Source organism: Pseudomonas entomophila, from assembly GCF_029193575.1.
Classification (GTDB): Bacteria; Pseudomonadota; Gammaproteobacteria; order Pseudomonadales; family Pseudomonadaceae; genus Aquipseudomonas; species Aquipseudomonas entomophila_G.
Window position 1 is genome coordinate 269,949 of the sequence record NZ_JARGCS010000012.1, and the last position, 26,193, is coordinate 296,141.

The 26,193-nt window shown below is 65.3% G+C and carries 20 protein-coding genes; 9 read left to right on the plus strand and 11 right to left on the minus strand.

Translation table 11 applies throughout. The features are described 5' to 3' along the window. The first annotated feature begins 60 nt into the window (after nucleotides 1–60). The 3 genes from der to P0Y43_RS06005 all read left to right on the plus strand — a co-directional run bounded on the left by der (nucleotide 61) and on the right by P0Y43_RS06005 (nucleotide 3,685). The gene (der, locus tag P0Y43_RS05995) at nucleotides 61–1,527 is read left to right on the plus strand and encodes a ribosome biogenesis GTPase Der (protein WP_275636378.1); all 1,467 of its coding nucleotides are present in this window, start codon (nucleotides 61–63) and stop codon (nucleotides 1,525–1,527) included. Between the two features lie 230 nt (nucleotides 1,528–1,757). Continuing rightward, a complete protein-coding gene (locus tag P0Y43_RS06000; RefSeq protein ID WP_275636379.1) occupies nucleotides 1,758–2,906 on the plus strand; it encodes a pyridoxal phosphate-dependent aminotransferase in 1,149 nt (382 codons plus the stop codon). After that, nucleotides 2,894–3,685 (plus strand): amidohydrolase, encoded by a 792-nt coding sequence (locus P0Y43_RS06005; protein ID WP_275636380.1) that lies wholly within the window; start codon nucleotides 2,894–2,896, stop codon nucleotides 3,683–3,685. Before P0Y43_RS06000 ends, P0Y43_RS06005 begins: the two co-directional genes overlap by 13 nt. Before the next feature lie 93 nt (nucleotides 3,686–3,778). On the opposite strand, the gene P0Y43_RS06010 is transcribed toward P0Y43_RS06005, so the two are convergent. Together P0Y43_RS06010 and P0Y43_RS06015 are read right to left on the minus strand one after the other, a co-directional pair. Further along, on the minus strand, nucleotides 3,779–6,337 hold the full coding sequence (locus P0Y43_RS06010; RefSeq protein ID WP_275636707.1) for a sulfite reductase flavoprotein subunit alpha: 2,559 nt from the start codon (nucleotides 6,335–6,337) through the stop codon (nucleotides 3,779–3,781). A gap of 137 nt (nucleotides 6,338–6,474) precedes the next feature. Beyond that, nucleotides 6,475–8,760 (minus strand): TonB-dependent receptor, encoded by a 2,286-nt coding sequence (locus P0Y43_RS06015; protein ID WP_275636381.1) that lies wholly within the window; start codon nucleotides 8,758–8,760, stop codon nucleotides 6,475–6,477. A gap of 254 nt (nucleotides 8,761–9,014) precedes the next feature. On the opposite strand from P0Y43_RS06015, the gene P0Y43_RS06020 reads away from it, so the two are divergent. Both P0Y43_RS06020 and P0Y43_RS06025 read left to right on the plus strand, forming a co-directional pair. Beyond that, the gene (locus P0Y43_RS06020; RefSeq protein WP_275636382.1) at nucleotides 9,015–9,695 is read left to right on the plus strand and encodes a Fe2+-dependent dioxygenase; all 681 of its coding nucleotides are present in this window, start codon (nucleotides 9,015–9,017) and stop codon (nucleotides 9,693–9,695) included. A gap of 3 nt (nucleotides 9,696–9,698) precedes the next feature. Then, nucleotides 9,699–10,445: a tetratricopeptide repeat protein gene (locus P0Y43_RS06025; protein WP_275636383.1), complete on the plus strand. Its 747-nt coding sequence runs from the start codon at nucleotides 9,699–9,701 to the stop codon at nucleotides 10,443–10,445. Nucleotides 10,446–10,544: 99 nt separating this feature from the next. Here P0Y43_RS06025 and P0Y43_RS06030 read toward each other — a convergent pair whose 3' ends face one another. After that, nucleotides 10,545–11,708, minus strand: coding sequence for a type III PLP-dependent enzyme (locus P0Y43_RS06030; protein WP_275636384.1), 1,164 nt, complete (start codon nucleotides 11,706–11,708; stop codon nucleotides 10,545–10,547). A gap of 577 nt (nucleotides 11,709–12,285) precedes the next feature. Between P0Y43_RS06030 and P0Y43_RS06035 the strand changes: the two genes are divergently transcribed. From P0Y43_RS06035 to P0Y43_RS06045, 3 genes are all read left to right on the plus strand, one after another. Beyond that, complete coding sequence (locus P0Y43_RS06035) at nucleotides 12,286–12,825, plus strand: RNA polymerase sigma factor (protein WP_275636708.1); 540 nt, start codon at nucleotides 12,286–12,288, stop codon at nucleotides 12,823–12,825. Between the two features lie 17 nt (nucleotides 12,826–12,842). Then, nucleotides 12,843–13,793, plus strand: a complete 951-nt coding sequence (locus P0Y43_RS06040) for a FecR family protein (RefSeq protein WP_275636385.1) — start codon at nucleotides 12,843–12,845, stop codon at nucleotides 13,791–13,793. 108 nt (nucleotides 13,794–13,901) lie between these two features. Continuing rightward, nucleotides 13,902–16,331, plus strand: coding sequence for a TonB-dependent siderophore receptor (locus P0Y43_RS06045; protein WP_275636386.1), 2,430 nt, complete (start codon nucleotides 13,902–13,904; stop codon nucleotides 16,329–16,331). A 58-nt stretch (nucleotides 16,332–16,389) separates the two neighbouring features. On the opposite strand, the gene P0Y43_RS06050 is transcribed toward P0Y43_RS06045, so the two are convergent. The 4 genes from P0Y43_RS06050 to P0Y43_RS06065 are packed head-to-tail and all read right to left on the minus strand — an operon-like array spanning nucleotide 16,390 to nucleotide 19,805. Continuing rightward, the gene (locus P0Y43_RS06050) at nucleotides 16,390–17,547 is read right to left on the minus strand and encodes a betaine/proline/choline family ABC transporter ATP-binding protein (protein ID WP_275636387.1); all 1,158 of its coding nucleotides are present in this window, start codon (nucleotides 17,545–17,547) and stop codon (nucleotides 16,390–16,392) included. Next, entirely contained in the window at nucleotides 17,544–18,197 is a 654-nt protein-coding gene (locus P0Y43_RS06055) for an ABC transporter permease (protein WP_275636388.1), read from the minus strand. Before P0Y43_RS06055 ends, P0Y43_RS06050 begins: the two co-directional genes overlap by 4 nt. After that, a complete protein-coding gene (locus tag P0Y43_RS06060; protein ID WP_275636389.1) occupies nucleotides 18,194–19,105 on the minus strand; it encodes a glycine betaine ABC transporter substrate-binding protein in 912 nt (303 codons plus the stop codon). The genes P0Y43_RS06055 and P0Y43_RS06060 overlap by 4 nt, the downstream gene beginning before the upstream one ends. A 13-nt stretch (nucleotides 19,106–19,118) precedes the next feature. Continuing rightward, nucleotides 19,119–19,805: an ABC transporter permease gene (locus tag P0Y43_RS06065; protein ID WP_275636709.1), complete on the minus strand. Its 687-nt coding sequence runs from the start codon at nucleotides 19,803–19,805 to the stop codon at nucleotides 19,119–19,121. A 495-nt stretch (nucleotides 19,806–20,300) separates the two neighbouring features. On the opposite strand from P0Y43_RS06065, the gene P0Y43_RS06070 reads away from it, so the two are divergent. Then, a complete protein-coding gene (locus tag P0Y43_RS06070) occupies nucleotides 20,301–21,884 on the plus strand; it encodes a peptide chain release factor 3 (RefSeq protein ID WP_275636390.1) in 1,584 nt (527 codons plus the stop codon). A 78-nt stretch (nucleotides 21,885–21,962) separates the two neighbouring features. Here the strand turns inward: P0Y43_RS06070 and P0Y43_RS06075 are convergent, their stop codons facing one another. The 4 genes from P0Y43_RS06075 to P0Y43_RS06090 all read right to left on the minus strand — a co-directional run bounded on the left by P0Y43_RS06075 (nucleotide 21,963) and on the right by P0Y43_RS06090 (nucleotide 25,754). Continuing rightward, entirely contained in the window at nucleotides 21,963–23,042 is a 1,080-nt protein-coding gene (locus tag P0Y43_RS06075) for a polyamine ABC transporter substrate-binding protein (RefSeq protein ID WP_275636391.1), read from the minus strand. Between the two features lie 56 nt (nucleotides 23,043–23,098). Continuing rightward, nucleotides 23,099–23,440, minus strand: coding sequence for a cupin domain-containing protein (locus P0Y43_RS06080; protein ID WP_275636392.1), 342 nt, complete (start codon nucleotides 23,438–23,440; stop codon nucleotides 23,099–23,101). A 32-nt stretch (nucleotides 23,441–23,472) separates the two neighbouring features. Continuing rightward, nucleotides 23,473–24,879, minus strand: a complete 1,407-nt coding sequence (locus tag P0Y43_RS06085) for an NAD(P)/FAD-dependent oxidoreductase (RefSeq protein WP_275636393.1) — start codon at nucleotides 24,877–24,879, stop codon at nucleotides 23,473–23,475. Nucleotides 24,880–24,944: 65 nt separating this feature from the next. Continuing rightward, a complete protein-coding gene (locus tag P0Y43_RS06090) occupies nucleotides 24,945–25,754 on the minus strand; it encodes a helix-turn-helix domain-containing protein (protein ID WP_275636394.1) in 810 nt (269 codons plus the stop codon). Between the last annotated feature and the right edge of the window lie 439 nt (nucleotides 25,755–26,193).

Sequence of the window (26,193 nt, forward strand, 5' to 3'; positions counted from 1 at the left end):
CTCCGGCCGCTGCTGTGCAGCGGCCTTTGCATTTTCAAGAATTCAAGAGTGGAGAGCCGCATGGTTCCCGTAATCGCCCTGGTGGGACGGCCGAACGTCGGCAAATCCACCATGTTCAACCGCCTGACCAAGACCCGCGATGCCATCGTCGGCGACTTGTCCGGCTTGACCCGTGACCGCCAGTACGGCGATGCGACCTGGCAAGGCCGTTCCTACATCCTGATCGACACCGGCGGTATCACCGGTGACGAAGTGGGCATGGACGAGAAGATGGCCGAGCAGTCGCTGATGGCCATCGAGGAAGCCGACTATGTGCTGTTCCTGGTCGATGCCCGCGCCGGCATGACCGCCGCCGACCAGATGATCGCCGAGCACCTGCGCAAGCGGAACAAAGAAGCCATCCTGGTCGCCAACAAGATCGACAACATCGACGCCGACGTCGCCCGCGCCGAGTTCTCGCCGCTGGGCATGGGCAACGCGATCCCGGTGGCCGGCTCCCAGGGCCGTGGCATCAATGCGCTGATGGAAGCGGTGCTGGGTCACGTGCCGCGCGACAAGGAAGAGGAAGCCCTCGACGAGGACGTCGCCGAAGGTGAGGAAGCCACGCGCATCCCCGGCCCGAGCGAGAAGGATGGCATCAAGATCGCCATCATCGGCCGCCCCAACGTCGGCAAGTCGACCCTGGTCAACCGCATGCTCGGCGAAGAGCGCGTAGTGGTCTACGACCAGCCGGGCACCACCCGCGACAGTATCTACATCCCTTTCGAGCGCGATGAAGAGAAGTACACCCTGATCGACACCGCCGGGGTGCGCAAGCGCGGCAAGATCCACGAGGAGGTCGAGAAGTTCTCGGTGGTGAAGACGCTGCAGGCGATCAAGGACGCCAACGTGGTGATCTTCGTCATGGACGCCCGTGAAGGCGTGGTCGACCATGATCTCAACCTGCTGGGCTTCGCCCTGGAAGCCGGCCGTGCCATCGTCATCGCCCTGAACAAATGGGATGGCATGGAGCCGGGCGAGCGCGACTACGTGAAGACCGAGCTGGAGCGCCGGCTGTTCTTCGTCGACTTTGCCGATATCCACTTCATCTCCGCCCTGCACGGCACCGGCGTGGGCCACCTGTACAAGTCGGTGCAGGCCGCGTTCAAGTCGGCGGTCACCCGCTGGCCGACCAGCCGCCTGACGCAGATCCTCGAAGACGCAGTGAGCGAGCACCAGCCGCCACTGGTCAACGGCCGTCGCATCAAACTGCGCTATGCCCACCTCGGTGGCGCCAACCCGCCGCTGATCGTGATCCACGGTAACCAGACCGACAAGATTCCGAAGTCGTACTCGCGCTATCTGGAAAACACCTACCGCCGTGTGCTCAAGCTGGTCGGCACGCCGATCCGCATCGAGTACAAGGGCAGCGACAACCCGTTCGAGGGCAAGAAGAACACCCTCACCGACCGCCAGGTCAACAAGAAGCGCCGGCTGATGTCGCACCACAAGAAGGCCGAGAAAAAGCGCAGGGACAAGCGCAAGTAACCCGGCCAGCCGCGCGCCTCGCGCGATAGGGCTCGATCAGACACCTTCATGGCCTGATCGGGCCATGTGGGCGCGGGCTCGCCCCGCGATGAGGCCGGCACTGACACGGCAAGGCCAGCTGCTCCCACAAGGTGGCAGGGCGTAAGTGTTTCAACCTTTTTCCTGCCCCCTCGATCCGCTATGCTCGGACTCCGTCCCCGCGCCGGATACCCCGCAGGAAAGAGGGCTCCATGATCCGCAGCAAATTGCCGAACGTCGGCACGACCATCTTCACCACCATGTCGCAGCTCGCCGCGCAAACCGGCGCGCTCAACCTCTCGCAAGGCTTCCCCGACTTCAATGGCCCGCAGGCGCTGCTCGATGCGGTCGGCCGTCACGTGGCCGCAGGCAACAACCAGTACGCGCCGATGACCGGCCTGCCGCTGCTGCGCCAGCAGGTGGCGGCCAAGGTTGCGCGGCTGTATGGCGCGCAGGTCGACGCCGACCAGGAAGTGACCATTACGCCCGGCGCCACCGAGGCGATCTTCTGCGCCATCCAGGCGGTGATTCAGGCGGGTGACGAGGTGATCGTCTTCGACCCCTGCTACGACAGTTACGAGCCCTCGGTGGAGCTGGCCGGTGGCCGTTGCATGCACGTGCCGCTCAGCGACGGGGATTTTCGCATCGACTGGCAGAAGTTCAGCGATGCCCTGAGCCCGCGCACGCGCATGGTCATCCTCAACTCGCCGCACAACCCCAGTGGTGCGCTGATCACCCGTGAAGACCTCGACCAACTGGCGCAGCTGATCGCCGAGCGCGATATCTACCTGGTCAGCGACGAGGTCTACGAACACCTGGTGTACGACGGTGTGCGCCACGCCAGCGTGCTGGCCCATGAGCAGCTGTACGCGCGGGCCTTCGTGGTCAGTTCGTTCGGCAAGACCTACCACGTCACCGGTTGGAAGACCGGTTACGTGATCGCCCCGCCGGCGCTGAGCGCCGAGTTGCGCAAGGTTCACCAGTACGTCAACTTCTGTGGCGTGACCCCGCTGCAAGGGGCGCTGGCCGACTTCATGGCCGCGCACCCCGAGCACCTCGACGAACTGCCGGGTTTCTACCAGGCCAAGCGCGACCTGTTCTGCGACCTGCTGCAAGGCTCGCGTTTCAGCTTCACCCGCACTGCGGGCACGTATTTCCAGTTGGTGGACTATGCGCGCATCCGTCCGGACCTCAACGATGTCGACATGGCCCTGTGGCTGACCCGCGAGCACGGCGTGGCGACCATTCCGGTGTCGGTGTTCTACCAGCAGCCCATTCCCGAGCAGCGCCTGGTGCGCCTGTGCTTTGCCAAACGCGAGGAGACGCTGCGCCAGGCGGCGGAGAAACTATGCGCGATCTGAGCCAACTGCCGAACCTGAGAATCGCCCTGGTGCAGACCACCCTGGCCTGGCATGACCGCCAGGCCAACCTCGAGCATTTTGAGGGGTTGCTGGAGCACGTGGGCGAGGTGGACTTGGTGATTCTCCCGGAGATGTTCACCACGGGCTTTTCCATGGAGTCCGAAAGCCTGGCCGAGCCTGAGCACGGCCCGACCTACAAGTGGCTCAAGTGTCAGGCGAAGAAGGTCGGCGCGGTGATCACCGGCAGCGTGATCATCCAGGCCGCCGATGGCAGCCACCGCAATCGCCTGCTGTGGGCGCGGCCCGATGGCGAGGTGCTGCACTACGACAAGCGCCACCTGTTCCGCATGGCCGGCGAGCACAAGCACTACACGCCTGGCGAGCGCCGGGTGCAGTTCGAGCTCAACGGCTGGCGCATCCGCCCGCTGATCTGCTACGACCTGCGCTTCCCGGTGTGGAGCCGCGATGCCCAGGACACCGATCTGCTGCTGTACACGGCCAATTGGCCAGCAGCGCGGCGACTGCACTGGAACCGACTGTTGCCGGCGCGAGGGATCGAGAACCTGTGCTATGTGGCGGCGGTGAACCGGGTGGGGACCGATGGCAAGGGCTTCGCCTACTCAGGCGACAGCCAGGTGCTGGATTTCCAGGGTGAGAGCCTGCTGAGCGCGGGGGAGGCCGACGGGGTGTTCACCGTGGTGCTGAGCGCGGCGGATCTGGCGGCGTATCGCACGCGGTTTCCGGCGAACCTGGATGCGGATACCTTCGAGCTGCATTGAGCCTGTTCCGGCCCTATCGCGGGGCAAGCCTGCTCCTGCAAGGGCAGCGAGATACCTGGAGCGGGCTTGCCCCGCGATAGGGCCGGCACTGACTCAGTAAACATCTCGCCGATACCGCCCATCCTCGATCAACTGCCGCACCGCCTCGTCCCCGAGAATGCCCTTGAGGGTGGAATCCACCCCACCGGCCATCCCCTGCAGGCTACCGCAGACATACACATAGGCCCCCTCGGCGACCCAGGCCTTGAATGCTTCGGCCTGCTCGAGCAACACATCCTGCACATACACCTTCTCGGCCTGGTCCCGCGAGAACGCCAGGTCGAGCCGCGCCAGGTCGCCGGCGCGCAGCCACGCTGACAGCTCTTCCCCACAGAGGAAATCCTGCTCGCGGTTACGCTCGCCGAACAGCAGCCAGTTGCGTTGCTCGCCCGCGGCGATTCGCGCCTTGAGCAGGCTGCGCAAGCCGGCCAGGCCCGTGCCGTTGCCGATCAGCACCACTGGCGCCGGTACGCCCGGCAGTTGGAAGCCGCTGTTGCGACGCAGCCTCGCGCTGAGGGTGCCGTCGACAGGCAGGTACTCGGTCAGCCAGCCCGAGCCCAGGCCCAGTTGCCCCTCCGCATGCCGTTCCTGGCGCACGATCAGTTCCAGCACGCCATCGCTGGCGATCGAGGCGATGGAATACTCCCGCGCGGTGATCGGAATCAGCGCCTCCACCAACGCCTGGGCGTGCAGACCGACCAGGTGCGCGCGGTGGCTGGGCAATTGGCGGCCACCCAGGGCCTGGCCAAGCGTTTCCTGCAGGCCATCGACCTGCACCGTCAGGTTGGCGTCCAGGCCCAGCCCCTGGAGCAGGGCATCGACCCGCGCCTGGCCATTACGCGGCAGGATCTCCACCAGGTCGCCGGCCGCCCAGGTCGCCGGCGCTTCACTGCGCAGGCCCAGCAGGTAGACCGGGCCGCCCTGGCTGCCGGGGTTGAGCAGCGTGCGACGCGCCAGGGTCCAGTTGCCGAAGGCCACGGATTGCCAAGTGGCGACGGCCTGGGCGCCGGTCAGTTGCGCCAGTTCCTGTTGCCATTGGCGCAGGGCCGCCGGGTCGGCGTTGTCGACCTCCACCGGGCTGAACGCGCTGGAGGCGCCGCGCTCGCCGAGCCAGGCTTGCAGGCGCCGGGCGAAGCCGCAGAAGTGTGGGTACTGGCGGTCGCCCAGGGCCAGCACGGCATAGTTCAAGTGTGCCAGCGACCAGGGCTGCCCCAGCACCTTGCGCTCGAAAGCGCGGGCGCTGTCGGGGGCCTCGCCGTCGCCGAAGGTACTGACCACGAACAGCGCGCGGCGCGCCTGGCGCAGCTCGGCCTCGCCGAGTTCGGCGAGCGGGCGCACCTGCACCGGCAGGCCGGCGGCTTGCAATTGCCCGGCGCTCTGCCAGGCCAGTTGTTCGGCGAAGCCGCTCTGGCTGGCGAAGCCGATCAGCCAACTGTCCTGGCTCGCCGGTGTCGGTTCGACCTGGCCACGGGCGGCGCGGGCCTGGCGCTTCTTGCGGCGGCGGTCGAGGTACAGCAGCCAGCCGGTGACGAAGAACAGCGGCATGGTCAGGCTGGCGACAGTGACGATGATCCTCCCCGGCAGGCCGAAGTAGCTGCCCACGTGCAGGGCGTAGACGCTCTGCAGCAACTGGGCCTTGAACGACTTGTCGGTGTAGCGCTCGTGGCGTTTGACCTGGCCGCTGGCAGGGTCGAGGGTCAGGGTGTTGAGGGCGCGCTCGTGGGCGGCGTCGTCGAGCAGGTAGAACAGCGTGGCCGGCTGGCCACCGGCAGGCGGCAGGCGCAGGTTGTAGGCGGTCATGCGCGGCCCGGCGGCCTGTTGCAGGTGGTGCCAGATGGCGTCGTAATCGACCACCAGGGGGGCGGCCTTCTTGTCCGCTTGCTGCGGGCCTTGGCGGCCACGGCCTTCGCCGCGCTTTTGCGGCTGTTCGCCGGCGGGCGGCTTGTCGGCCAGTAGTGTGTTCAGGCCTTCGCGGTACCAGTCGTAGGACCAGAACAGGCCGGTCAGGGCGAACAGCAGGTAGAACAACAGGCACCAGGTGCCGGCCACGGCATGCAGGTTCCAATTGAAGGCGCGACCCTTCCTGGCCCAGTCGAAGGTCAGCCAGGTGCTCCAGTTCAGGGCCTTGCGCGGCCAACGCAGGTACAGGCCGGAGAGGCAGAAGAAAATCAGCATCAGGGTGCAGGCGCCGGTGATCTGCCGGCCCGTGTCACCCATGGCGAGGAAACGGTGCAGTTGCAGCATCAGGTTGAAGAAACCGATGCCGGCCACCTCGCCCTTGAGCTCGCCGGTGTATGGGTCGGCATAGCGCAGCTGGCCGCGGCGCTCGCCGGGGGGCGGGGTGAAGAAGATACGGGCGGCGTTGCCGGCCTGGGTGTCGACCCAGAGCATGGCGACCTTGTCGCCCTGGGCGGCCTCGGCGCGGCGCACCAGCTCCGGCATCGGCAGCACGCCTTCCTGGCGCACCTCGACCTTGAGCACGTCGGCGTTGAATAGGCGCAGAAGCTCTTCCTGGAACGACCAGATCGCGCCGGTGATGCCCATCAGCGCGAGCACCAGGCCTGCGGTGATGCCAAAGAACCAGTGCAATTGGAACAGCGACTTCTTCACCACGTCGATCACCTTGTGCTACTGCGCGGGGGCATTATGCCTTGTGTTGCGGTTGAGGGCCCCTATCGCGGGGCAAGCCCGCTGCACAAGGGCCGCGCTAGCCCCGCGATAGGGCCCAGGCAGACGCCAGGGCCTTGAGGTCAGAAATGCACGCTGGTGGTCAGCAGCGCCGTGCGCCCGGCCGCCTGGTTGGCGAAGTGGGTCGAGAAGGCCTTGTCGTAGTACACCTCGTTGGTCAGGTTCTGCACGTTCAACTGCAGGTCGACGTTCTTGGTCAGCTTGTACGCGGCCATGGCGTCGTAGCGCACGTAGCTGTCGACCATGGTGGTGTTGGCCACGCTGCCGTACACGTCATCCACGTAGAACGCGCCGCCACCGATGGTCAGCTTCGGCGTGACGGCGTAGGTGGTCCACAGGCTGGCGCTGTTGTTCGGCGTGTTCGGCAACTGGTTGCCGTCGTTGGCCTTGCCCAGTGGGCCGCCATCGATCTGGCGGGCCTGCAGGTAGGTGTAGCCGGCGAACACCTGCCACTTGTCGGTCAGCTTGCCGCTGGCCGACAGCTCGATGCCTTGCACGCGGGTCTCGCCGATGTTCTCGAAGGTGGTGGTGTTCACCTGCACACGGGCGTTTTCTTTCTCGGTGCGGAACACCGCGGCGGCCAGGGACAGGCGCTCGTCGAGCAGGTCCCACTTGGTGCCGATCTCGTAGTTGGTGGTCTCTTCCGGCTCCAGGTCGCTGCTGAGCAGGTTGCCCGAACGGTCCGGGGTGCCCGGCAGCGGGTTGCCTTCCTGGCCCTCGCCGAGCATTGCGCCGGGCGGGGTGGCGGAGGTGGCGTAGGAGACATAGAGGCTGCCGTTTTCGGCCGGTTTCCACACCAGGCCCAGCTGGCCGGTGATGAACTCGCTCTTGTCGCTGCCTTTGGCGGTGGTGGTGCCGGCGGCGTTGTAGGTTTTGTAGTCGGTGTCGAAGTGGTCGTAGCGCAGGCCCATGTTCAGCAGCCATTGCGGGGTCAGTTCGAGGGTGTCGAACACGTACAGCGCGCGGGTCTTGCTGTGGGTGGTGGTGCCGGCGTAGTTGCGCGAGATCGCGCCGTTCCACGGGTCGTCCGGGTTCGGGTTGCTCAGCGAGGTGCAGTTGTAGCCGCTGGAAACGATCATTCCCGGGGTGCAGTTGGTATTCGCCGCGCCACCGGGCACGGTGTCGGTGTCGACGTTGTAGGAGGAGCGGTCGCTTTCTTCGCGGCTCAGCTCGACACCGGTGGAGAAACTGTTCTTCAGGCCACCCAGGTAGAACTCGCCGAACAGGTCGGTCTGGTTGGTGGTGGTGGCGGTGTTGCCCACGCGAGTGTTGGCGCGGCGCCAGACGCTGCCGTTGTTGACGTTGGCCTTGCTGTCGTCGGGCTGGGTGAGGATGTAGTCCTGCAGGCTGTTGCCGTGGCGCAGGGTGTTCTTGATCGTCAGCGCATCGGTCAGGTCGTGCTCGACGGCGAAAGTGGCGATGTCCACCCGGGTCTTGCGGAAGTCGCGGTCGGTCAGGCCGTAGAAGTTGTCGTGGTCACCGCCGGCGTAGGGCTTGCTCGGGTCCGCCGAGGTGCGGTTGCCGGTGCCGCCGGCCGGGACGGTGTAGGGGATGCCCGCGTCCGGCAGGTCGTCGCTTTCCAGGTGGTAGTAGTCGAGGTTGACGCGGGTCGGCGTGCCCAGGCCGAAGGCCAGGGACGGGGCGATGCCCCAGCGGTCGTAGTTGACCTTGTCGCGGCCGGCGACGTTGCTTTCGTGGGTCATCAGGTTCAGGCGGCCGGCGATGCTGTCGCTGAACTGGTAGTTGCCGTCGAAGGTGTAACGCTGGGTCTGGTCGCTGCCCCAAGTCCAGGCGCCGTCCAGGGCGTTGCCCAGGTGCGCGCGCTTGCTGACCAGGTTGAGGGTGCCGCCGGCGGCGCCACGGCCGCCGATGGCCGAGTTCGGGCCCTTGGCCACCTCCACCGATTCGATGGCGAAGATCTCGCGGGTTTGCGCGCCGGTGTCGCGCACGCCGTCCAGGTAGGTGTCAGCCTGGGCGTCGAAGCCGCGGATGAACGGGCGGTCGCCCTGTGGGTTGCCGCCTTCGCCGGCGCCGAAGGTGATGCCGGGCACGGTGCGCAGGGCGTCCTGCAGGCTGAGGGCGTTGGTGTCCTTGATGACCTGTTGCGGGATCACGGTGACCGAGCGCGGGGTGTCCACCAGGGGCGCGGTGTACTTAGACGAGGCGGCCTTGTCGGTCTTGTAGTCGGTGCTGGCCTGTTCGGCCTTGCCGTTGATGCTGGTGGCATCGAGGGTGACCGGCTTGCTGGCGGCCGGGTCGGCGGCATAGGCCGACGTGGCGGTAATGGCGACGCCGATGGCGGAGGCGAGCAGGCGTGGTGAACTCACAGTGGTTGGCACGTGACGCATTTTTGGTGACCTTCCCCAAGGTATGAAGGCCGCGGATGGTAATGTAAGCAATTGTGAGTAACAATTGAGACTCGTTACCATTCGATAAGAATTTACATTCTTTACAATTATTCCTTACGGTTTTCCGGGATGTGTGCGTCACTCGGATTTTTGGCCGCCACTGGCAAAGCAACCTTTGGGCAGAACAGGGCTTGCCTGCTGCAAAAGGGAATCAATACCATTGACGCCCTTTTCCCTTGCCAGGTAGCCCGGCCATGCTCCTCCACATCCCCGGCCTGTTCGACGCCGACGAGATCGCCCGCATTCGCGAGGCCCTGCAACGGGCCGACTGGGCCGATGGCAAGGTCACAGCGGGCTACCAGTCGGCCAAGGCCAAGCACAACCTGCAACTGCCCGAAGGCCACACGCTGGCCAAGGAGATCGGCGGCGCGCTGATCGATCGCCTGTGGCGCAACCCGCGCTTCATGTCGGCGGCGCTGCCGCACAAGGTGTTCCCGCCGCTGATCAACTGCTACCGCGAAGGCGGCAACTTCGGTTTCCACATCGACAACGCCCTGCGCCAGCCCGCGGGCAGTGTCGAGCGGGTGCGCACCGACCTGTCCTCGACCCTGTTCCTGAGCGACCCCGACAGCTACGACGGCGGCGAGCTGGTGATCCAGGACACCTTCGGCGTGCAGCAGGTCAAGCTCGCCGCCGGCGACATGGTGCTGTACCCCGGCTCCAGCCTGCACAAGGTCAACCCGGTGACCCGTGGCGAGCGCCTGGCGGCGTTCTTCTGGACGCAAAGCCTGGTGCGCGAGGACAGCCAGCGCACGCTGCTGTACGAGATGGACAGCGCCATCCAGCAACTCACCGCGGATGTGCCCGACCACCCGGCGCTGCTTCAGCTGACCGGCACCTACCACAACCTGTTGCGCCGCTGGGCGGAGGTCTGAGCCGTGTCCTATCCGCTGCGTCGTGAGGAAGTGGTCGACATCGCCGGGCTCAAGGCGATGCTCGAAGCGAGCCCGGCGAAAGCCGCCCAGGCGATCCTGGCGGCGGCGGGGCAGGGCGCGGTGGAGGCGCAGGCGCTGCTGGGGCAGATCCTGCTCGACGGGCGTGGCATCGAACAGGATGAGCAGGTCGCCCGGCGCTGGTTCGCCATCGCCGCCGCGGGTGGCAGTGCCATGGCCAGCAACATGCTGGGGCGGTGCCTGGAGCACGGTTGGGGCGGCGAGGTGGACCTGCCCGGGGCGGCGCAGCATTACCAGCGCGCTGCCCTGGCCGGGCTGGACTGGGGGATGTACAACCTGGGCAACCTGCTCGCCACCGGGCGTGGCGTCGAGCAGGACCAGGCCCTGGCGCTGGCCTGTTACGAGCGCGCCGCGCAGCGCGGGCATGCCAAGTCGATGAACCTGTATGGGCGCTACCTGGAGCAGGGCATCGCCACTGCGGCGAGCCCGGCACGGGCGGTGCGCTGGTATCGGCGCTCGGCCGAGGCGGGGGATTTTCGTGGGATGTTCAGCCTGGCGCTGGTGCTGGTCGAGCGCGGGCAGGTGGCCGAGGCGGCGCCATGGCTGGAGCGGGCGCGGGTCGAGGGGAACTTGAGTTTCCTGCGCAGCGCCGTGGCCACGCTGCTGGCCGGGGGGCCGCTGTTGGCCGGGTTTGCGGCGGCCTATGCGAGGGAGGTCGAGGGGCGGGGGTGAAGCTGGCGGCCCTACTCGCGGGGCAAGCCCGCTCCTGCAAGGACGATAGGGCCCTGACGGCCAGCAAAAAAACGGGGCCATTCACGGCCCCGTTCTTCATTACAGGTAGTAGGCTTTCAACGGCGGGAAGCCATTGAATTCCACCGCGCTGTAGCTGGTGGTGTACGCCCCGGTCGACAGCCAGTACAGGCGGTCGCCGATCGCCAGGTTCAGCGGCAGGCCGTACTTGTAGTGCTCGTACATGATGTCGGCGCTGTCGCAGGTCGGGCCGGCGATCACCACCTCTTCCACTTCACCTTTCTTCTCGACCCAGATCGGGAACTTGATCGACTCGTCCATGGTTTCGATCAGGCCGGAGAACTTGCCCACGTCGGTGTAGACCCAGCGCTCGACCGCGGTACGCGACTTGCGCGCCACCAGCACCACTTCGCTGACCAGGATGCCGGCGTTGGCGATCAGCGAACGGCCTGGCTCCAGGATGATTTCCGGCAGGTCGTCGCCGAAGTCTTCCTTGAGGAAGCGGATGATTTCCTCGGCGTAGGTTTCCAGGCTGTTGGTGCGGGTGATGTAGTTGGCCGGGAAGCCGCCACCCATGTTGATCATCTTCAGCTCGATGCCGTCCTCGTCCTTCAGGCGCTCGAAGATCACCTTGACCTTGGCGATGGCCGCATCCCACACGCTGATGTCGCGCTGCTGCGAGCCAACGTGGAACGACACGCCGTAAGGCACCAGGCCCAGGTCGCGGGCGAGGATCAGCAGGTCCATGGCCATGTCGGTCTGGCAGCCGAACTTGCGCGACAGCGGCCAGTCGGCAGTGGTGGAGCCTTCGGTGAGGATGCGCACGTAGACCTTCGAGCCCGGTGCGGCCTTGGCGATGTTGCGCAGGTCGGCTTCGGAGTCGGTGGCGTACAGGCGCACGCCCTTCTCGTAGAAGTAGCGGATGTCCTTGGACTTCTTGATGGTGTTGCCGTAGCTGATGCGGTCGGCGCCGACACCCTGGTTCATCACCTTGTCCAGCTCGTAGATCGAGGCGATGTCGAAGTTCGAGCCCTTGTCTTTGAGCAGGTCGATGATCTCGACGGCCGGGTTGGCCTTGACCGCGTAGTAGACCTTGGCGAACTCGAAACCGGCGCGCAGGTCGTCATAGGCCTGGCTGATCATCTGGGTGTCGATGAGTACGAACGGGGTTTCCTGCTTGTCGGCGAACGCCTTCATCTTCTGGAAGGTTTCGCGCGCGAAATAGTCTTCGACCTGAATCGACATGCTCGTGGGCTCCATGGGCAAACTGAAAAAATAAGTGGCTGCAAACTGAACGCCCTCCGTATCCCCACTTTGGTTCGCCTACTTCCCAAGGCATGTCGCCGAAAGCAAGAAGGCCGGGTTGCCGGTGGCCTTGCTGTCTCGTCGTCAGTACTTGAGCCGGATGGATCGTTTCCAGCATGGACGTTCGGCGCGCACTTTAGGACCTGAGGAATTCAAGATCAACCGCGTTCGTCGCGTATTCCCGACCCGTTACCCTGATAACCGACCTGCATGACAGGCAGATGTTCCAGAAAACCCGCCAAGCGTTAAAAATTGTGGAATAGGCGGGGATCACGCAGGGATTCGCAGAAACCTTCGCGTGGCTGGCGGTTCGCCGAGAATCGCCGCGAAAGGGCTTTGGAACTGGCAGGTGAGCGTTTGCCGGTCTTTGCGAGGCCCTGACCCGGCTCTATAAGGTGTTCACATTTATGGCCACATCAGCGGCAGGCAAAAAATTGCCTAGAACCCCATAAATTTTTTGTTACCGAGCCTGCCAATGCCCTTGGTCGGCCATTCACATGGCCGATTGCCGATGATGATGAGAAACATTACTATTCACGCCTCACTCTGCCTTCTGACGACTCCGACCGTGTCTGGACACAAAGGCTTTCTCGACCACTACCATGAGCTGATCGGCACCTGGACGCGCAAGTTGCGCAGTCGTCAGCAGGCCGAGGACCTCACCCACGATGCCTTCGTCCGCGTGTTGGAGAACCCGCGCGAGCAGGTCGAGCAGCCGCGCGCCTACCTTCACCAGACGGCCCGCAACATCGCCGTCGACGGGTTCCGTCGTGAAGACCGGCGCCAGGCCTTGGAGCTGGAACTGTTCGATGAAGGCGGCGGCGCCAATGGCGACCCGGAGGCGTACATGCATGCCCTGGAACTGGCCGATTCGGTCGAACGCGCGCTGGCGCAGTTGCCGCTCAATTGCCGGCGGGTGTTCGTCTGGCAGAAGCTCGAAGGCCTGAGCCAGGCGGAAATCGCCGAGCGAATGGGTTTGACCAAGAACATGGTCGAGAAGTATATGATCCGCACGCTCCGACATCTGCGTGAGCACCTGGATGTGACGGCCAGATGAGTCAGGAGACCCTTTCGATGAAACAGCAGGTACGCGAACAGGCAGCCGAATGGTTCGCCCGCGTGCAGGACGCGCCCGATGACAGCGCGTTGCAGGCGCACCTGCGCCAGTGGCTCGACCGCGACCCCGAGCACCGCCGCGAGTACGACGTGCTCGGCCAGCTGTGGTGCGTCGCCGGGCTGGTGCCGCGGCAACGCCTTGAAGCCTTGTGCCAGCCGGAACCGGTGCACCGCTTGCCGCGCCGGCGTTTCCTGCACCAGGCCCTGGCCGCTGGCGTGGCGGTGGTCGCCGTGGGCCTCGGCTGGGGCGGCTGGCAGTACCAGCAACTGAATCACCATGAGCAGCTGCAGACCGCGCTGGGCGAGCGCCGCCAGGTCGAGTTGCCCGACGGCTCGCGTCTGGAACTCAACAGCGGGACGCGCCTGAGCGTTGTGTTCAGCGCCGGGCAGCGCCAGGTGCGCCTGGAGGCGGGCGAGGCGATGTTCAGCGTCGCCCATGACAGCGGCCGGCCGTTCGTGGTCGGTACCGCCCAGGGCAGCGTCACGGTGACCGGCACGCGCTTCGATGTGCGCCAGGACGCGGCACTCACCCGAGTGGCGGTGGAACAAGGCTCGGTCCGGGTAGAGGGGCGCGGCGGCTCGCTGGCGCAACTGACCGCTGGGCAAGGTTCGCACATCGACCAGAAAGGCCAGGTGGCGGCGCCCTATGCGGTCAACGCCGCCAGCCTCACCGCGTGGCGCGAGGGCAAGCTGGTGTTCGACAACGCCACCCTGGCCGAGGTGGTCGCCGAAGTCTCGCGCTACCGGGCTCAGCCACTGCGCGTGGCGCCGGGCAAAGTGGCCGGTCTGCGCTTGTCCAGCACCTTCAGCACCGACGATACCGACGCCCTGCTGCGGGCCCTGCCGAGCATCCTGCCGGTGGCCATCAAGGCCCATGCCGACGGCTCCAGCGAAATTATCGCGAAATAGATTCAGGTTTTTTTCCGCTCGTTCGTCTTCCTCGCCAGCTGCAACTGCCAAGCATTCCCATTTGCGTGTGGTTGGCATTCATCCCGACTTTCAGGACCGATCGAAGACGTGAACAACAACAAGCCCCTGCTTCATCTGCGCCGTCTGGCGCTGGCCCTCGCGGTCAGTGCCGCCGCCACCCACAGCTACGTCGCCCAGGCCGCCTCGAGCATCCAGATCCAGGCTCAGCCGTTGGCCCAGGCCCTGGCCCAGCTGGGTCAGCAGACCAACCTGCAGCTGTTCTTCAGCCCGGAGCTGGTGGCCGGCAAGCAAGCCCCGGCGGTGTCCGGCAACCTGGCGCCCGAGCAGGCGCTGCAGCAACTGCTGCAAGGCAGCGGGCTGACCTACGAGATCTCCCAGGACACCGTGGTGGTCAAGCCCGTGCAGGCCGCCGGCACCCAGGCCACCGGCAGCCTGGAGCTGGCGCCCACCGACATCAAGGTGGTTGGCGACTGGCTGGGCGACGCCGACCAGGCCGTGGTGCAGAACCACCCCGGCGCGCGCACCGTGGTGCGCCGCCAGGAGATGGTCGAGCAGGGCACCATGAACGTGCGTGACGCGCTGCGTGGCATTCCCGGCGTGCAGGTGCAGGATTCCAACGGCACCGGCGGCAGCGACCTGTCGCTGAACGTCGGCGTGCGTGGCCTGACCTCGCGCCTGTCGCCGCGCTCGACCGTGCTGATCGATGGCGTGCCGGCATCCTTCGCGCCTTATGGCCAGCCGCAGCTGTCGATGGCGCCGATTTCCTCGGGCAACCTCGACAGCATCGACGTGGTACGCGGTGCCGGTTCGGTGCGCTATGGCCCGCAGAACGTCGGCGGGGTGATCAACTTCGTCACCCGCGCGATCCCTGAAAAAGCCACCGCCGAGCTGGGCACCACCCTGGAAACCTCCAAGTATGGTGGCTGGAAGCACACCGAGTCGGCCTTCGTCGGCGGCACCGCCGACAACGGCATCGGCGTGGCGCTGCTGTACTCCGGGGTGAATGGCAACGGCTACCGTCGCAGCAACAACGACAACGACATCGACGACGTGCTGCTCAAGACCCACTGGGCCCCCACCGAGAGCGATGAGTTCTGGCTGAACTTCCACTACTACGATGGCCGAGCCGACATGCCCGGCGGCCTGACCCAGGCCCAGTACGACAGCGACCCGTACCAGTCCCTGCGCGACTACGACTACTTCAGCGGCCGTCGCAAGGACGTCTCGTTCAAGTGGCAGCGGCAGATCGACGACGCCACCCAGTTCGAGGTGCTGACCTACTACACCGACAGCTTCCGTGGCAGTGCCATCGCCGCCCGCGACCAGCGCACCCTGTCGGCGTTCCCGCGCAACTACTACACCTTCGCCATCGAGCCGCGTGTGTCGCGGATCTTCTTCACCGGCCCCGCGACCCAGGAAGTCAGCGTCGGCTATCGCTACCTGAAGGAGGCGATGCGCGAGCAGGCCTCGCGCCTGGCCCTGGTCAACAACGTGCCGACCGTCACCCCAACCTCCGACGGCCACGTCTACCAGGACCGCAGCGGCGGCACCGAGGCCAGTGCCTACTACATCGACGACAAGATCGACATCGGCAACTGGACCATCACCCCGGGCATCCGCTTCGAGCACATCAACACCGACTGGCGCGACCGCCCGGTGCTCGACACCAACAACCGCCCGGTGCCGGAGAAGAACCGCAGCATCACCAGCAACGAGCCGCTGCCAGCGCTGAGCGTGATGTACCACCTGTCCGATGCGTGGAAGCTGTTCGCCAACTACGAGACCTCGTTCGGCAGCCTGCAGTACTTCCAGCTCGGCCAGGGTGGCGTTGGCAACAGCACCGCCAACGGCCTGGAGCCGGAGAAGGCCAAGACCTACGAGATCGGCACGCGCTATGACAACGGCAGCTTCGCCGGTGAGCTGACCGCGTTCTACATCGACTTCGACGATGAGCTGCAGTACATCAGCAACGATGTGGGTTGGACCAACCTGGGCGCGACCAAGCACCAGGGTATCGAAGCCTCGATGCGCTACGACCTGTCGGGTCTGGACTCACGCCTGGACGGCCTGTCGGCCAACGCCGGCTTCACCTACACCCGCGCTACCTACGAGGGTGAGATCCCGGGCTTCAAGGGCCGCGACCTGCCGTTCTACTCGCGCCAAGTGGTCACCGCGGGCCTGCGCTACGAGATCAACCGCTGGACCTGGAACGTCGATGCCTTCGCCCAGTCCAAGCAGCGCGCACCGGGTACCGGCGTGAACGCCGACGGCAGCTTCACCGGCAACTACATCACCGAGCCGAGTGCCGATGGGCAGTTCGGCAACATTCCGGGCTACGTCACCTGGCATGCGCGCGGTGGCTATGACTTCGGGCCGCAGTTGTCGAACCTGAAGCTGGCTGCCGGGGTGAAGAACATCTTCGACAAGCAGTACTACACCCGCTCCAGCGACAACAACGCCGGGTTGTACGTGGGTGAGCCGCGGACCTTCTACGTGCAGGCCAGCGTAGGGTTCTGATAGCGCCACAGCGCCGCCCTGACGGGCGGCGCTTCCCTTGCAGGAGCGGGCGTTGGTTTCAGGAGGCCACAGCCTCCGCTGGCGACACGATGCTGGTCTTCCCTCCCCGCGACCGCCCCGAACTCAGGTACGCCGCAATCGATTCCTGGGTCACCTCGCCCAGAAACACCTGTTCGGCATCCAGCACCGGCAACCACGCGCGGTTGAACTCGTACATCCGCGACAGCAGGATGCGCAGGTGCTCATCATGCGCCGCCGTGGCGTTGAACGGCCGCAGGAAATCCCCGCAACTGCCTTGCTGGCGATGCATGTCGCGTCGGCGCACGTAGCCCAGCGCCTTGTTCGCCGCATCGGTCACCACCACGTAGCGGCGGTCGTGTTCATCCAGCAACTCCAATGCATCGCTCACCGGCGTTTCGGGGCTGACCGACGGCGCGTTGTCCGCCGCATCCTCGGCGCGCACCAGCAGCAGGCGCTTGAGGGTGCTGTCCTGGCCGACGAAGTTGCTCACGAAGTCATCCACCGGGTGCGCCAGCAGGGTGTCGGGGTGGTCCAGCTGCAGCAGCTTGCCGGCGCGGAAGATGGCGATCTTGTCGCCCAGCTTGATCGCCTCGTCGATGTCATGGCTGACCATGATCACCGTCTTGTTCAGTGCCCGCTGCATCTCGAAGAACTCGTTCTGGATCATTTCCCGGTTGATCGGGTCGACCGCACCGAACGGCTCGTCCATCAACAGCACCGGCGCCTCGGCGGCCAGCGCGCGGATCACCCCGATACGCTGCTGCTGGCCACCGGACAGCTCGCGCGGGTAGCGCTGCAGGTACTGCTTGGGCTCGAGCTTGATCATGCTCATCAGCTCGCGGGCGCGCTCGTGGCAGCGTTGCTTGTCCCAGCCGAGCAGGCGCGGGACCACGGTGATGTTTTCCTCGATGGTCATGTTGGGGAACAGGCCGATCTGCTGGATCACGTAGCCGATGTGGCGACGCAGGGTCACTTCGTCCAGGCCGGTGGTGTCCTCGCCGTTGATGAACACCTGGCCCGAGGTCGGGGTGATCAGGCGGTTGATCATCTTCAGCGTGGTGCTCTTGCCGCAGCCGGAGGGGCCGAGGAAGACGCAAATCTCGCCTTCGTTGACGGTCAGGCTGACCGAGTCGACGGCTTTGACGTCCTTGCCGTTGGCGTTGAAGGTCTTGCTGAGGTTCTTCAATTCGATCATGAGCGCAGTCCTTCTGGAGTCAGGGCACGTTGCAGGGTTTGCAGGAGCAGGTCGGCGACGATCGCCAGCAGGCTGACCAGCACGGCGCCTACCAGCAGCATGGACATGTCGCTGCGGCTGATGGAGGTCAGGATGAGCACGCCCAGGCCTCCGGCACCGATGGTCGCGGCGATGGTCATGACACCGATGTTCATCACCACCGCAGTGCGCACGCCCGCGAGGATCACTGGTACGGCGATGGGCAACTCGACCATGCGCAGGCGCTGGCCGAAGGTCATGCCGATGCCGCGCGCGGCCTCACGGATACCGGGCTCTACGTTGGTCAGGGCCAGGTAGGTGTTGCGCAGGATCGGCAGCAGCGAATAGAGGAACACCGCCGTGATCGCCGGCAACGGCCCCAGGCCTTGGCCAAACTTGGAATAGAACGGTAGCAGCAGGCCGAACAGGGCGATCGACGGGATGGTCAGCAGCACCGTGGCACTGGCCTGCAAGGGGCCTGCGAGGGCGGGGAAGCGGGTCATCAGGATGCCCAGTGGCACGCCGATGACGATGGCCAGGCCCACGGCGATGCCGACCAGGGCGATGTGCTGCCCGGTCAGTTGCAGGACCTGGGCCCAGTCGAGGTGGGCGAAGGTATCGAGCAGGTTCATGGCTGTACCTCGCTGAACGGGTGGTCACGCAGGAAGGCCTTGGCGACCACGCTGGGGCTCTGGTGCTCGACGTCTACCTTGGCGTTGAGCTGGCGCATGGTCTCGTCGTCGAGCTGCTCGGCCAGCGGCTTGAGCAGGGTGGCCAGGTTCGGATGGGCGTCGAGCACGGCCTTGCGCACCACGGGGGCGGCGGTGTAGTCGGGGAAGTAGCGCTTGTCGTCGTCCAGCAGCTTGAGGTCGAAGGCGCTCAGGCGGCCGTCGGTGGTGTAGACCAGGCCGGCGAACACCTGGTTGTTGCGCAGTGCGGTGTACACCAGGCCGGCGTCCATCTGACGGATGCTGGCGCGGCCCAGGGGCATGTCGTACATGGCCTTGAGGCCGTCGAGGCCATCGGGGCGGTTGGCGAACTCGGTGTCCAGGGCCACCAGGTGGGTGCGTTCGTGCTCATCACGCAGCACCTGGTTGAGCTGGCTGATGTTGGTGACCTGCGGGTAGGCCTCGGCGACCTTGCGTGGCAGGGCCAGGGCGTAGGTGTTGCTGAATTTCGAGGGTGTCAGCCAGATCAGGTCTTTCTTCGCGTCCAGCGCCTTGACCTTGGCGTAGGTCGCCTCGGCGCTGGGCATGCGTTCCTCGATATGGTTGTAGGACACCAGCGACACCCCGGTGTATTCCCACATCAGGTCGAGCTGGCCGGTTTCGTGGGCCTGGCGCGCCAGGCTGCTGCCCAGGCCACCGGTGACGCGCACCTCGAAGCCGTTGGCGCGCAGGTACTGGGCGGTGATTTCGGCGAGCACGGTCTGTTCGGTGAACACCCGCGCGCCGATACGGATCAGCGGTTTTTCCGCTGCCTGGGTGATGCCTGCGAACAGCAAGGCCGCGCCCAGGAGCAAGGCGATTCTTTTCTTCATGGGTTCCCTCTGCTTATTGGGCCAGGCCGCGTTCCAGCCAGCGCTTGCTGGAGAAACTCACCAACGCATCCAGCGCCAGGGCCAGCAGCGCGGTGCAGGCCGCGCCGAGCAGCAACTGCGGTTGGTTGTTCAGGGCGATGCCGGGGAAGATCAGGCTGCCCAGGCTGTTGGCGCCGATCAGGAACGCCAGTGGCGCGGTGCCCACGTTCAATGCCAGGGCCACGCGCACACCGCCGACGATGATCGGCACGGCATTGGGCAATTCGACTTGCCACAGTTGCTGGCGCGGGGTCATGCCGATGCCGGTGGCGGCTTCCTTGAGCGAGGCGGGAACGTTCTTCAGCCCTTCGTAGGTGTTGCGCACGATGGGCAGGAGCGAGGCGAGGAACAACGCGAAGATCGCGGGCCCGGCGCCGATGCCCAGAATACTCAGGGCAATGGCCAGAACGGCCAGTGGGGGGATGGTGTTGCCAACGTTGAAGAACTGCATGAAGCGCTCGGCTTTGTCGACCCGGTGCGGTCGACTGAGCACAATGCCAGCGGGGATGCCCACGGCCAGGGCCGCCGCCATCGAAGCCAGCACCAGGACCAGGTGCGCTTGCAGGTAGAACCCAAGATCGTCGCGGTAGCGGGCGATCGTGTCGATGCCGATCCAGTGGACCAGCAGGGCCAGGATGACGAGCACGGCGGCCCATCCCATCAGTCCCTTTGCGTAGCGTTTAGCCACAGGCGGACTCCTTGTGTAGTCGGCGAGCACATGCCCGTGGCGGCCACCATTCCTGGCGGCGGGCGATGTGGTCGCGAGTAGCAGCGTGGCGCCTGCGGGGCAGTGCGCTCACGCCATGAGCCGAACCCCGTCGGGCTCGAAATTGCTGGTGGAACCAACCCTGAACCAAAACGGGTTACAGGGGAGTGGACGTCTCCAAGGGTGGAAAGGTTCCCATCGTTGACGGCATTTGGCCAGTGTTAATCACTGGCAATGGCCTTGAACGGCACGTAAAAACAATGTCCCGAAGCGCCGCAGGCGTTGAAATAACTGCCGTGAGGGCATCGGTGCCGGGTTTGTCGCGGGCTCCGCCGTTCAACCTGTCATTGAGCGCCAGAGAACTTTGCTCGTCGGCGGGCATTTTGGTCTGGCGCCCGACTTCAGGTATGATACTGCCCCTTTTTTGATCTCCAGCCAGGCGATTTCCCCATGACCAACCAGGCCGCCGAAGTGGCGAAGCGCCGCACGTTCGCAATCATTTCCCACCCCGACGCCGGTAAGACCACCATCACCGAGAAGCTCCTGCTGATGGGCAAGGCGATCGCCGTCGCCGGTACCGTGAAGTCGCGCAAGTCCGACCGCCATGCGACTTCCGACTGGATGGAAATGGAAAAGCAACGCGGCATCTCCATCACCACCTCGGTGATGCAGTTCCCCTACCGCGAGCACATGGTCAACCTGCTCGACACCCCTGGCCACGAAGACTTCTCCGAAGACACCTACCGCACCCTGACCGCGGTGGACTCGGCGCTGATGGTGCTCGACGGCGGTAAAGGCGTAGAGCCGCGGACCATCGCCCTGATGGACGTGTGCCGCCTGCGCGACACGCCGATCGTCAGCTTCATCAACAAGCTCGACCGCGACATCCGCGACCCGATCGAGCTGCTCGACGAAATCGAGGCGGTGCTGAAGATCAAGGCCGCACCGATCACCTGGCCGATCGGTTGCTACCGCGACTTCAAGGGGGTCTACCACCTGGCGGGCGACTATATCGTGGTCTATACCCCGGGCCACGGCCACGAGCGCACCGAAGCGAAGATCATTGAAAAGCTCGACTCCGACGAAGCCCGCGCGCACCTGGGCGACCAGTACGACAGCTTCCTCGAGCAACTGGAGCTGGTGCAGGGCGCCTGCCATGAGTTCGATCAGGACGAGTTCATCAATGGCCAACTGACCCCGGTGTTCTTCGGCACCGCGCTTGGCAACTTTGGTGTCGACCACGTGCTCGACGCGGTGGTCGACTGGGCGCCGCGTCCGCTGGCGCGTGTGGCTCGCGAGCGCACCGTGGAGCCGACCGAAGAGAAGTTCAGCGGCTTCGTGTTCAAGATCCAGGCGAACATGGACCCGAAACACCGCGACCGCATCGCCTTCATGCGCATCTGCTCGGGCAGGTACGAGAAAGGCATGAAGATGCGCCACGTGCGCCTGGGCAAGGACCTGCGCATCGGCGATGCGCTGACCTTCTTCTCCTCCGAACGCGAGCAACTGGAAGAGGCCTACGCCGGCGACATCATCGGCCTGCACAACCACGGCACCATCCAGATCGGCGACACCTTCAGCGAGGGTGAGGTGCTGGGCTTCACGGGCATTCCGCACTTCGCCCCGGAGCTGTTCCGCCGCGTGCGCCTGAAAGACCCGCTGAAATCCAAGCAACTGCGCCAGGGGCTGCAACAGCTGGCCGAGGAAGGCGCGACCCAGGTGTTCTTCCCCGAGCGCAGCAACGACATCATTCTCGGCGCGGTCGGTGTGCTGCAGTTCGACGTGGTCGCCAGCCGCTTGAAGGAAGAGTACAAGGTCGAGTGCGCCTACGAGCCGATCACCGTGTGGTCGGCGCGCTGGATCGCGTGTGACGACAAGAAGAAGCTGGAAGAATTCCAGAACAAGGCGATGGAGAACCTGGCCATCGACGGCGGTGGTCACCTGACCTACCTGGCGCCGACCCGGGTCAACCTGTCGCTGATGGAAGAGCGCTGGCCGGACATCAAGTTCCGCGCGACGCGCGAGCACCACTGACCGCCTTGCGCCTCCCCCTGCAGGAACGGGGCAAGCCCGCTCCTGCAGGGGGAGGCGTTTTCTGGCGGTGCCGGTGTTTTAGTTCCCGGCCTTGATGCTGGTCCAGATCCGCGTGCGAATGCGGTCGATCTTCGCCGGCATCGCCTCCAGGGCGAACAGCTTGCCCATCATCTCCTGGGTCGGATACACCATGGTGTTGTTCTTCAGCGCCGGGTCCACCAGTGAGTCCGCCTTGGTGTTGCCGTTGGCGTATTGCACCGAATTACTGATGTTGGCCATCACCTCAGGCTGCAGCAGGTAGTTCATGTAGGCGTAGCCGGCCTTCTCGTCCGGCGCATCGGCCGGCATGGCGACCATGTCGAACCACATTGGCGCGCCTTCCTTCGGAATCGAGTAGCCCACCTTCACTCCGTTCTTCGCGGCATCGGCATTGCTCTTGGCCTGCAGGATGTCGCCGGAGAAGCCCACCACGACGCAGACGTTGCCGTTGGCCAGGTCGCCGATGTACTTGGACGAGTGGAAGTACTCGATGTAAGGGCGTGCCTTCATCAGCAGGGCCTTGGCCTTTTCATAGTCCTCGGGGTTCTGGCTGTGGTGCGGCAAGCCGAGGTAGTTCAAGGCGATCGGCAGCAGTTCCGGGCCGTTGTCCAGCACCGCGACGCCGCAGCTCTTGAGCTTGCTGATGTTCTCGGGCTTGAAGAGCAGGTCCCAGGAGTCCACCGGCGCGTTGTCGCCGAGCACCGCCTTGACCTTATCGATGTTGTAGCCGATGCCGGTACTGCCCCACAGGTAGGGGAAGCCGTACTGGTTGCCCGGGTCGTTGGTTTCCAGCGCCTTGAGCAGCACCGGGTTGAGGTTCTGCCAGTTGGTCAGTTGGCTCTTGTCGAGCTTCTTCAGGGCCTTGCCCTGGATCTGCCGGGCCATGAAGTGGTTGGAAGGGAACACCACGTCGTAGCCGGAGTTGCCGGTCATCAACTTGCCGTCGAGGGTTTCGTTGCTGTCGTAGACGTCGTAGGTGGGCACGATGCCGGTGGCTTTCTGGAAGTTCTGCAGTGTGTCCGGGGCGACGTAGCTGGACCAGTTGTAGATCTTCACCGAGTCGGCGGCGTTGGCCACACAGGCGGCCAGCATCAGGGGGGCGATGAGGAGAGTGCGCATGTCCGGTTTACCTTGCTTTGTCTGTTGTTATCGAAAGGTGGCAGACGATCAGCGGATCAGAAAATCAGTACGTAGGTCTTGCGCACCGTTTCCTGGATGTCCCAGATGCCGGTGCTGTTGGCCGGTAGCATCAGTGCGTCTCCGGCTTCTATGACCAAGGGCTCGCCACCGTCGGGGGTGAAGGTGCAGCGGCCCTTGATGAAGTGGCAGAACTCCTGCTGCACGATCTGCCGCCGCCAGCGGCCGGGGGTGCACTCCCAGATGCCGGTTTCCACGCCGTCGCTGCGTTCGACGCAGGTGACCGAGGTCACGGCGATGGGCTCGCCGAGGGGAACGGCGACCGGGTTCGAGGTCTCCAGGGTGGCGCTGTCGGTGTGCTTGAACTGGGTAATGCTCATGACGCTGAATCTCGTGTGGTGGTGGGGAAAAATCAGTGCATGAAGCTTTCCATGAGGTCGGCCAGGCCACTGGCCATGCGCCGACGCCACGGTGCGCTGCTCGGGTTGGCGAGGGTCCGGTCCTCGTGCACGAAGCTCTGGATGATCGCGTTGTAGCCTAGCCAACGGCAGGGCTCGGGCGGCCAACTGGCCAGGCTCGATAGCGGGCGGTTGTCGTGCACCCAGGGCTGTGCGGTCAATTCGTTGTGCTGGCCGAGGATCAGCGCGGCCAGGGTGCGCCCGCCTAGGTTGGTGGCACCGACGCCTTCGCCGCCGTAGCCGCCGGCCAGGGCGATGCCGCGCTGGCGGTCGCAGAGCATGTGCGGGCGGAAGCGTCGGGCCATGCCCAGGTTGCCGCCCCAGGAGTGGGTGATGCGCACGTTCTTCAGGTGCGGGAACAGCTCGCCGAACAGGTAGCGGCGCAGTTCGACCTCGGCCTCGCTGAGGCTGAAGTCCTCGCGCAGGCGGCCGCCGAAGCGGTAGCCGCCACGCGCGCCGAACACCAGGCGGTCGTCGCGGGTGCGCTGGCCGTAGGTGACCTGGCGGCTGCCTTCGCTGAACGCCTGGCCCTGGTCCAGGCCGATCTGTTCCCAGGCCGACGCCGACAGCGGCTCGGTGGCCACCAGCAAGCTCTGCACCGGCAGTTGGTGGCGGCCCAGCGGCGGCAGGCTGGCGGCGTAGCCTTCGACGGCTGGCACTACCCACTGGCAGCGCACGTTGGCCTGGGGCGTGCTTACCTGACCGTTCTGCCAGCCGGTGGCCGGGGTGTTCTCGTAGATCGTCACGCCTTGCGCCTCGACCGCCCGGGCCAGGCCGCGCACCAGCTTGGCCGGCTGGATGGTCGCCACGTGCGGGCTGAAGATCGCGCCATAGGCATTGCTGACCCGCAGCTGCCCGGCCAGTTGCTCGGGCTTGAGCCAGCGGTAGTCGTCTTCGTTCATGCCCTGGCGGTAGAGATCGTCGAGGTAGGCGCGCAGCGTGCGCTCCTGCTCCGGGTAGCGTGCGGCGCAGTAGATCACCCCGCCCTTGCGGTAGTCGCAGTCGATGCCTTCGCGTTGCAGCACGCTGTGAACTTCGTCGGGGATCCCGTGCAGCAGGTCGACGCTGGCGCGGCGCTGTTGTGGCGAGAGGGTGGCGAGCAGGCGGTCTTCACCGAGCAGGTTGCCCATCAGCCAGCCGCCATTGCGCCCGGACGCACCGAAGCCAGCGGTTTGCGCTTCGAGGATGGCGATGCGCAGGCGCGGCGCCTGTTGCTTGAGGTAGTAGGCGGTCCACAGGCCGGTGTAGCCGGCGCCGATGATGCACACGTCGACGTCCAGGTCCTGCCCGAGCGCCGGGCGGGCGTCGAGAGGCTCGTCGAGCTGGTCCATCCAGAGGCTGATCGTGCGCCAGGCTTGCATCGGGTACTGCTCCCACATCCGTCTATGTCTGCAAGCGATGCTAGTGGCGGGGCGGGCGGGTTGTCTTACGTGCGTGCACGCAGAGAAATCTGCTTCACGTAGGCCTTGGGCGAGAGCCCGGTGTGCTCGCGAAAGCACTTGTAGAACGCCGACAGCGAGTTGAACCCGGCGTCGAAGGCCAGCGCGTCGATCGCGGCGCTGGCGGGGCGGCTTTCCAGGCCGGCCAGCAGGTGCTGCAAGCGCGCCTGGTTGACGTAGCGGTAGAAGCTCTGGCCGAGCACCTGGTTGAGCAGGTAGGAGATCTGGTTGCGGCTGTAGCCGCTTTCCTTGGCCACCCGTTGCAGGTCCAGTTCGGGGTCGAGGTAGGGGCGCTGGCGCTGGAAGTAGTGTTCCAGGTCCTGTGCCATGGTGCTCAGCTGACGCGGCGACAGGCCCAGGCGGCTGGTGGCCGGGCGCGGGCCGCCGCTGCTGGCGCTGGCGCTGCCCTGGCGCACCAGGGTGGCGTACTCGTTGACCCGCCAGATCAAGCCGTCCTTGACCGTGATCGCCTCGCTGGACTGGAACGCCACCAGGCCTTCGCCACCCTGCACCGTGACCTGGTACTGGATGAACGCTGTGCAGCCGTCCACGCGGATGCGGTCGCCGTGGACGATGTCTTCGCCCGCTTCATGGGGCAGGCACACGCGCACGTAGTCGTGCAGCTCGCGGTAGCCGAGCACGCGGTTCTGGAAAAAGTCGTGGTATTGGACGTCGGGGTGGTACAGCGCCATGACCCCGTCCAGGTCGCGATGCTTCCAGCACAGGTGGTAGCGCATGACGGTGGCGGCGGTGAGCGGGGTCTGCTCGGGGCCGTCGGGGAGGGTGGTTGGGATCATGGGCAGATAGTGCCTTGGCCGGTCGCGGCGTGACAAGGCCAGGACATTGCAGAACACCCTGCGGCGAAAAACCGATCCGGCATTTTGCACGAGCGGAGGGGACGGGTTATTGGCTAACTTATTGTTTTATATGGACTTAATATTCTGTGACATGTGGCATGGACGGTGCACTTACCTGTTCAGACATCGAACGAGGAGATGCATCATGCGCTCGCTACTGTTGTGGATGATTGGTGTGCCGATTCCCGTGATCATCCTGATCTGGTTCTTCATGCATTGACAGCCTGGCCCGGGCTGCGCCCGGGATCGCGGCACAAGGCCGCTCCCACACGCGCCCCGCTGGTTTTGAATGCTACAGGGGGCGTGCGGGAGCCGGCTTGCCCCGCGATGGCCGCATTGCGGATCACGCAGGAGCCGCGCCCACCGGGTATTGCTGCTT

Coding starts and splice junctions, on each gene's coding strand:
- der (WP_275636378.1), top strand. CDS start 61: ATGGTTCCCGTAATCGCCCTGGTGGGACGGCCGAACGTCGGCAAATCC.
- P0Y43_RS06000 (WP_275636379.1), top strand. CDS start 1,758: ATGATCCGCAGCAAATTGCCGAACGTCGGCACGACCATCTTCACCACC.
- P0Y43_RS06005 (WP_275636380.1), top strand. CDS start 2,894: ATGCGCGATCTGAGCCAACTGCCGAACCTGAGAATCGCCCTGGTGCAG.
- P0Y43_RS06015 (WP_275636381.1), bottom strand. CDS start 8,760: ATGCGTCACGTGCCAACCACTGTGAGTTCACCACGCCTGCTCGCCTCC.
- P0Y43_RS06020 (WP_275636382.1), top strand. CDS start 9,015: ATGCTCCTCCACATCCCCGGCCTGTTCGACGCCGACGAGATCGCCCGC.
- P0Y43_RS06030 (WP_275636384.1), bottom strand. CDS start 11,708: ATGTCGATTCAGGTCGAAGACTATTTCGCGCGCGAAACCTTCCAGAAG.
- P0Y43_RS06035 (WP_275636708.1), top strand. CDS start 12,286: ATGAGAAACATTACTATTCACGCCTCACTCTGCCTTCTGACGACTCCG.
- P0Y43_RS06040 (WP_275636385.1), top strand. CDS start 12,843: ATGAAACAGCAGGTACGCGAACAGGCAGCCGAATGGTTCGCCCGCGTG.
- P0Y43_RS06050 (WP_275636387.1), bottom strand. CDS start 17,547: ATGATCGAATTGAAGAACCTCAGCAAGACCTTCAACGCCAACGGCAAG.
- P0Y43_RS06055 (WP_275636388.1), bottom strand. CDS start 18,197: ATGAACCTGCTCGATACCTTCGCCCACCTCGACTGGGCCCAGGTCCTG.
- P0Y43_RS06060 (WP_275636389.1), bottom strand. CDS start 19,105: ATGAAGAAAAGAATCGCCTTGCTCCTGGGCGCGGCCTTGCTGTTCGCA.
- P0Y43_RS06065 (WP_275636709.1), bottom strand. CDS start 19,805: ATGGGATGGGCCGCCGTGCTCGTCATCCTGGCCCTGCTGGTCCACTGG.
- P0Y43_RS06070 (WP_275636390.1), top strand. CDS start 20,301: ATGACCAACCAGGCCGCCGAAGTGGCGAAGCGCCGCACGTTCGCAATC.
- P0Y43_RS06075 (WP_275636391.1), bottom strand. CDS start 23,042: ATGCGCACTCTCCTCATCGCCCCCCTGATGCTGGCCGCCTGTGTGGCC.
- P0Y43_RS06080 (WP_275636392.1), bottom strand. CDS start 23,440: ATGAGCATTACCCAGTTCAAGCACACCGACAGCGCCACCCTGGAGACC.
- P0Y43_RS06085 (WP_275636393.1), bottom strand. CDS start 24,879: ATGCAAGCCTGGCGCACGATCAGCCTCTGGATGGACCAGCTCGACGAG.
- P0Y43_RS06090 (WP_275636394.1), bottom strand. CDS start 25,754: ATGATCCCAACCACCCTCCCCGACGGCCCCGAGCAGACCCCGCTCACC.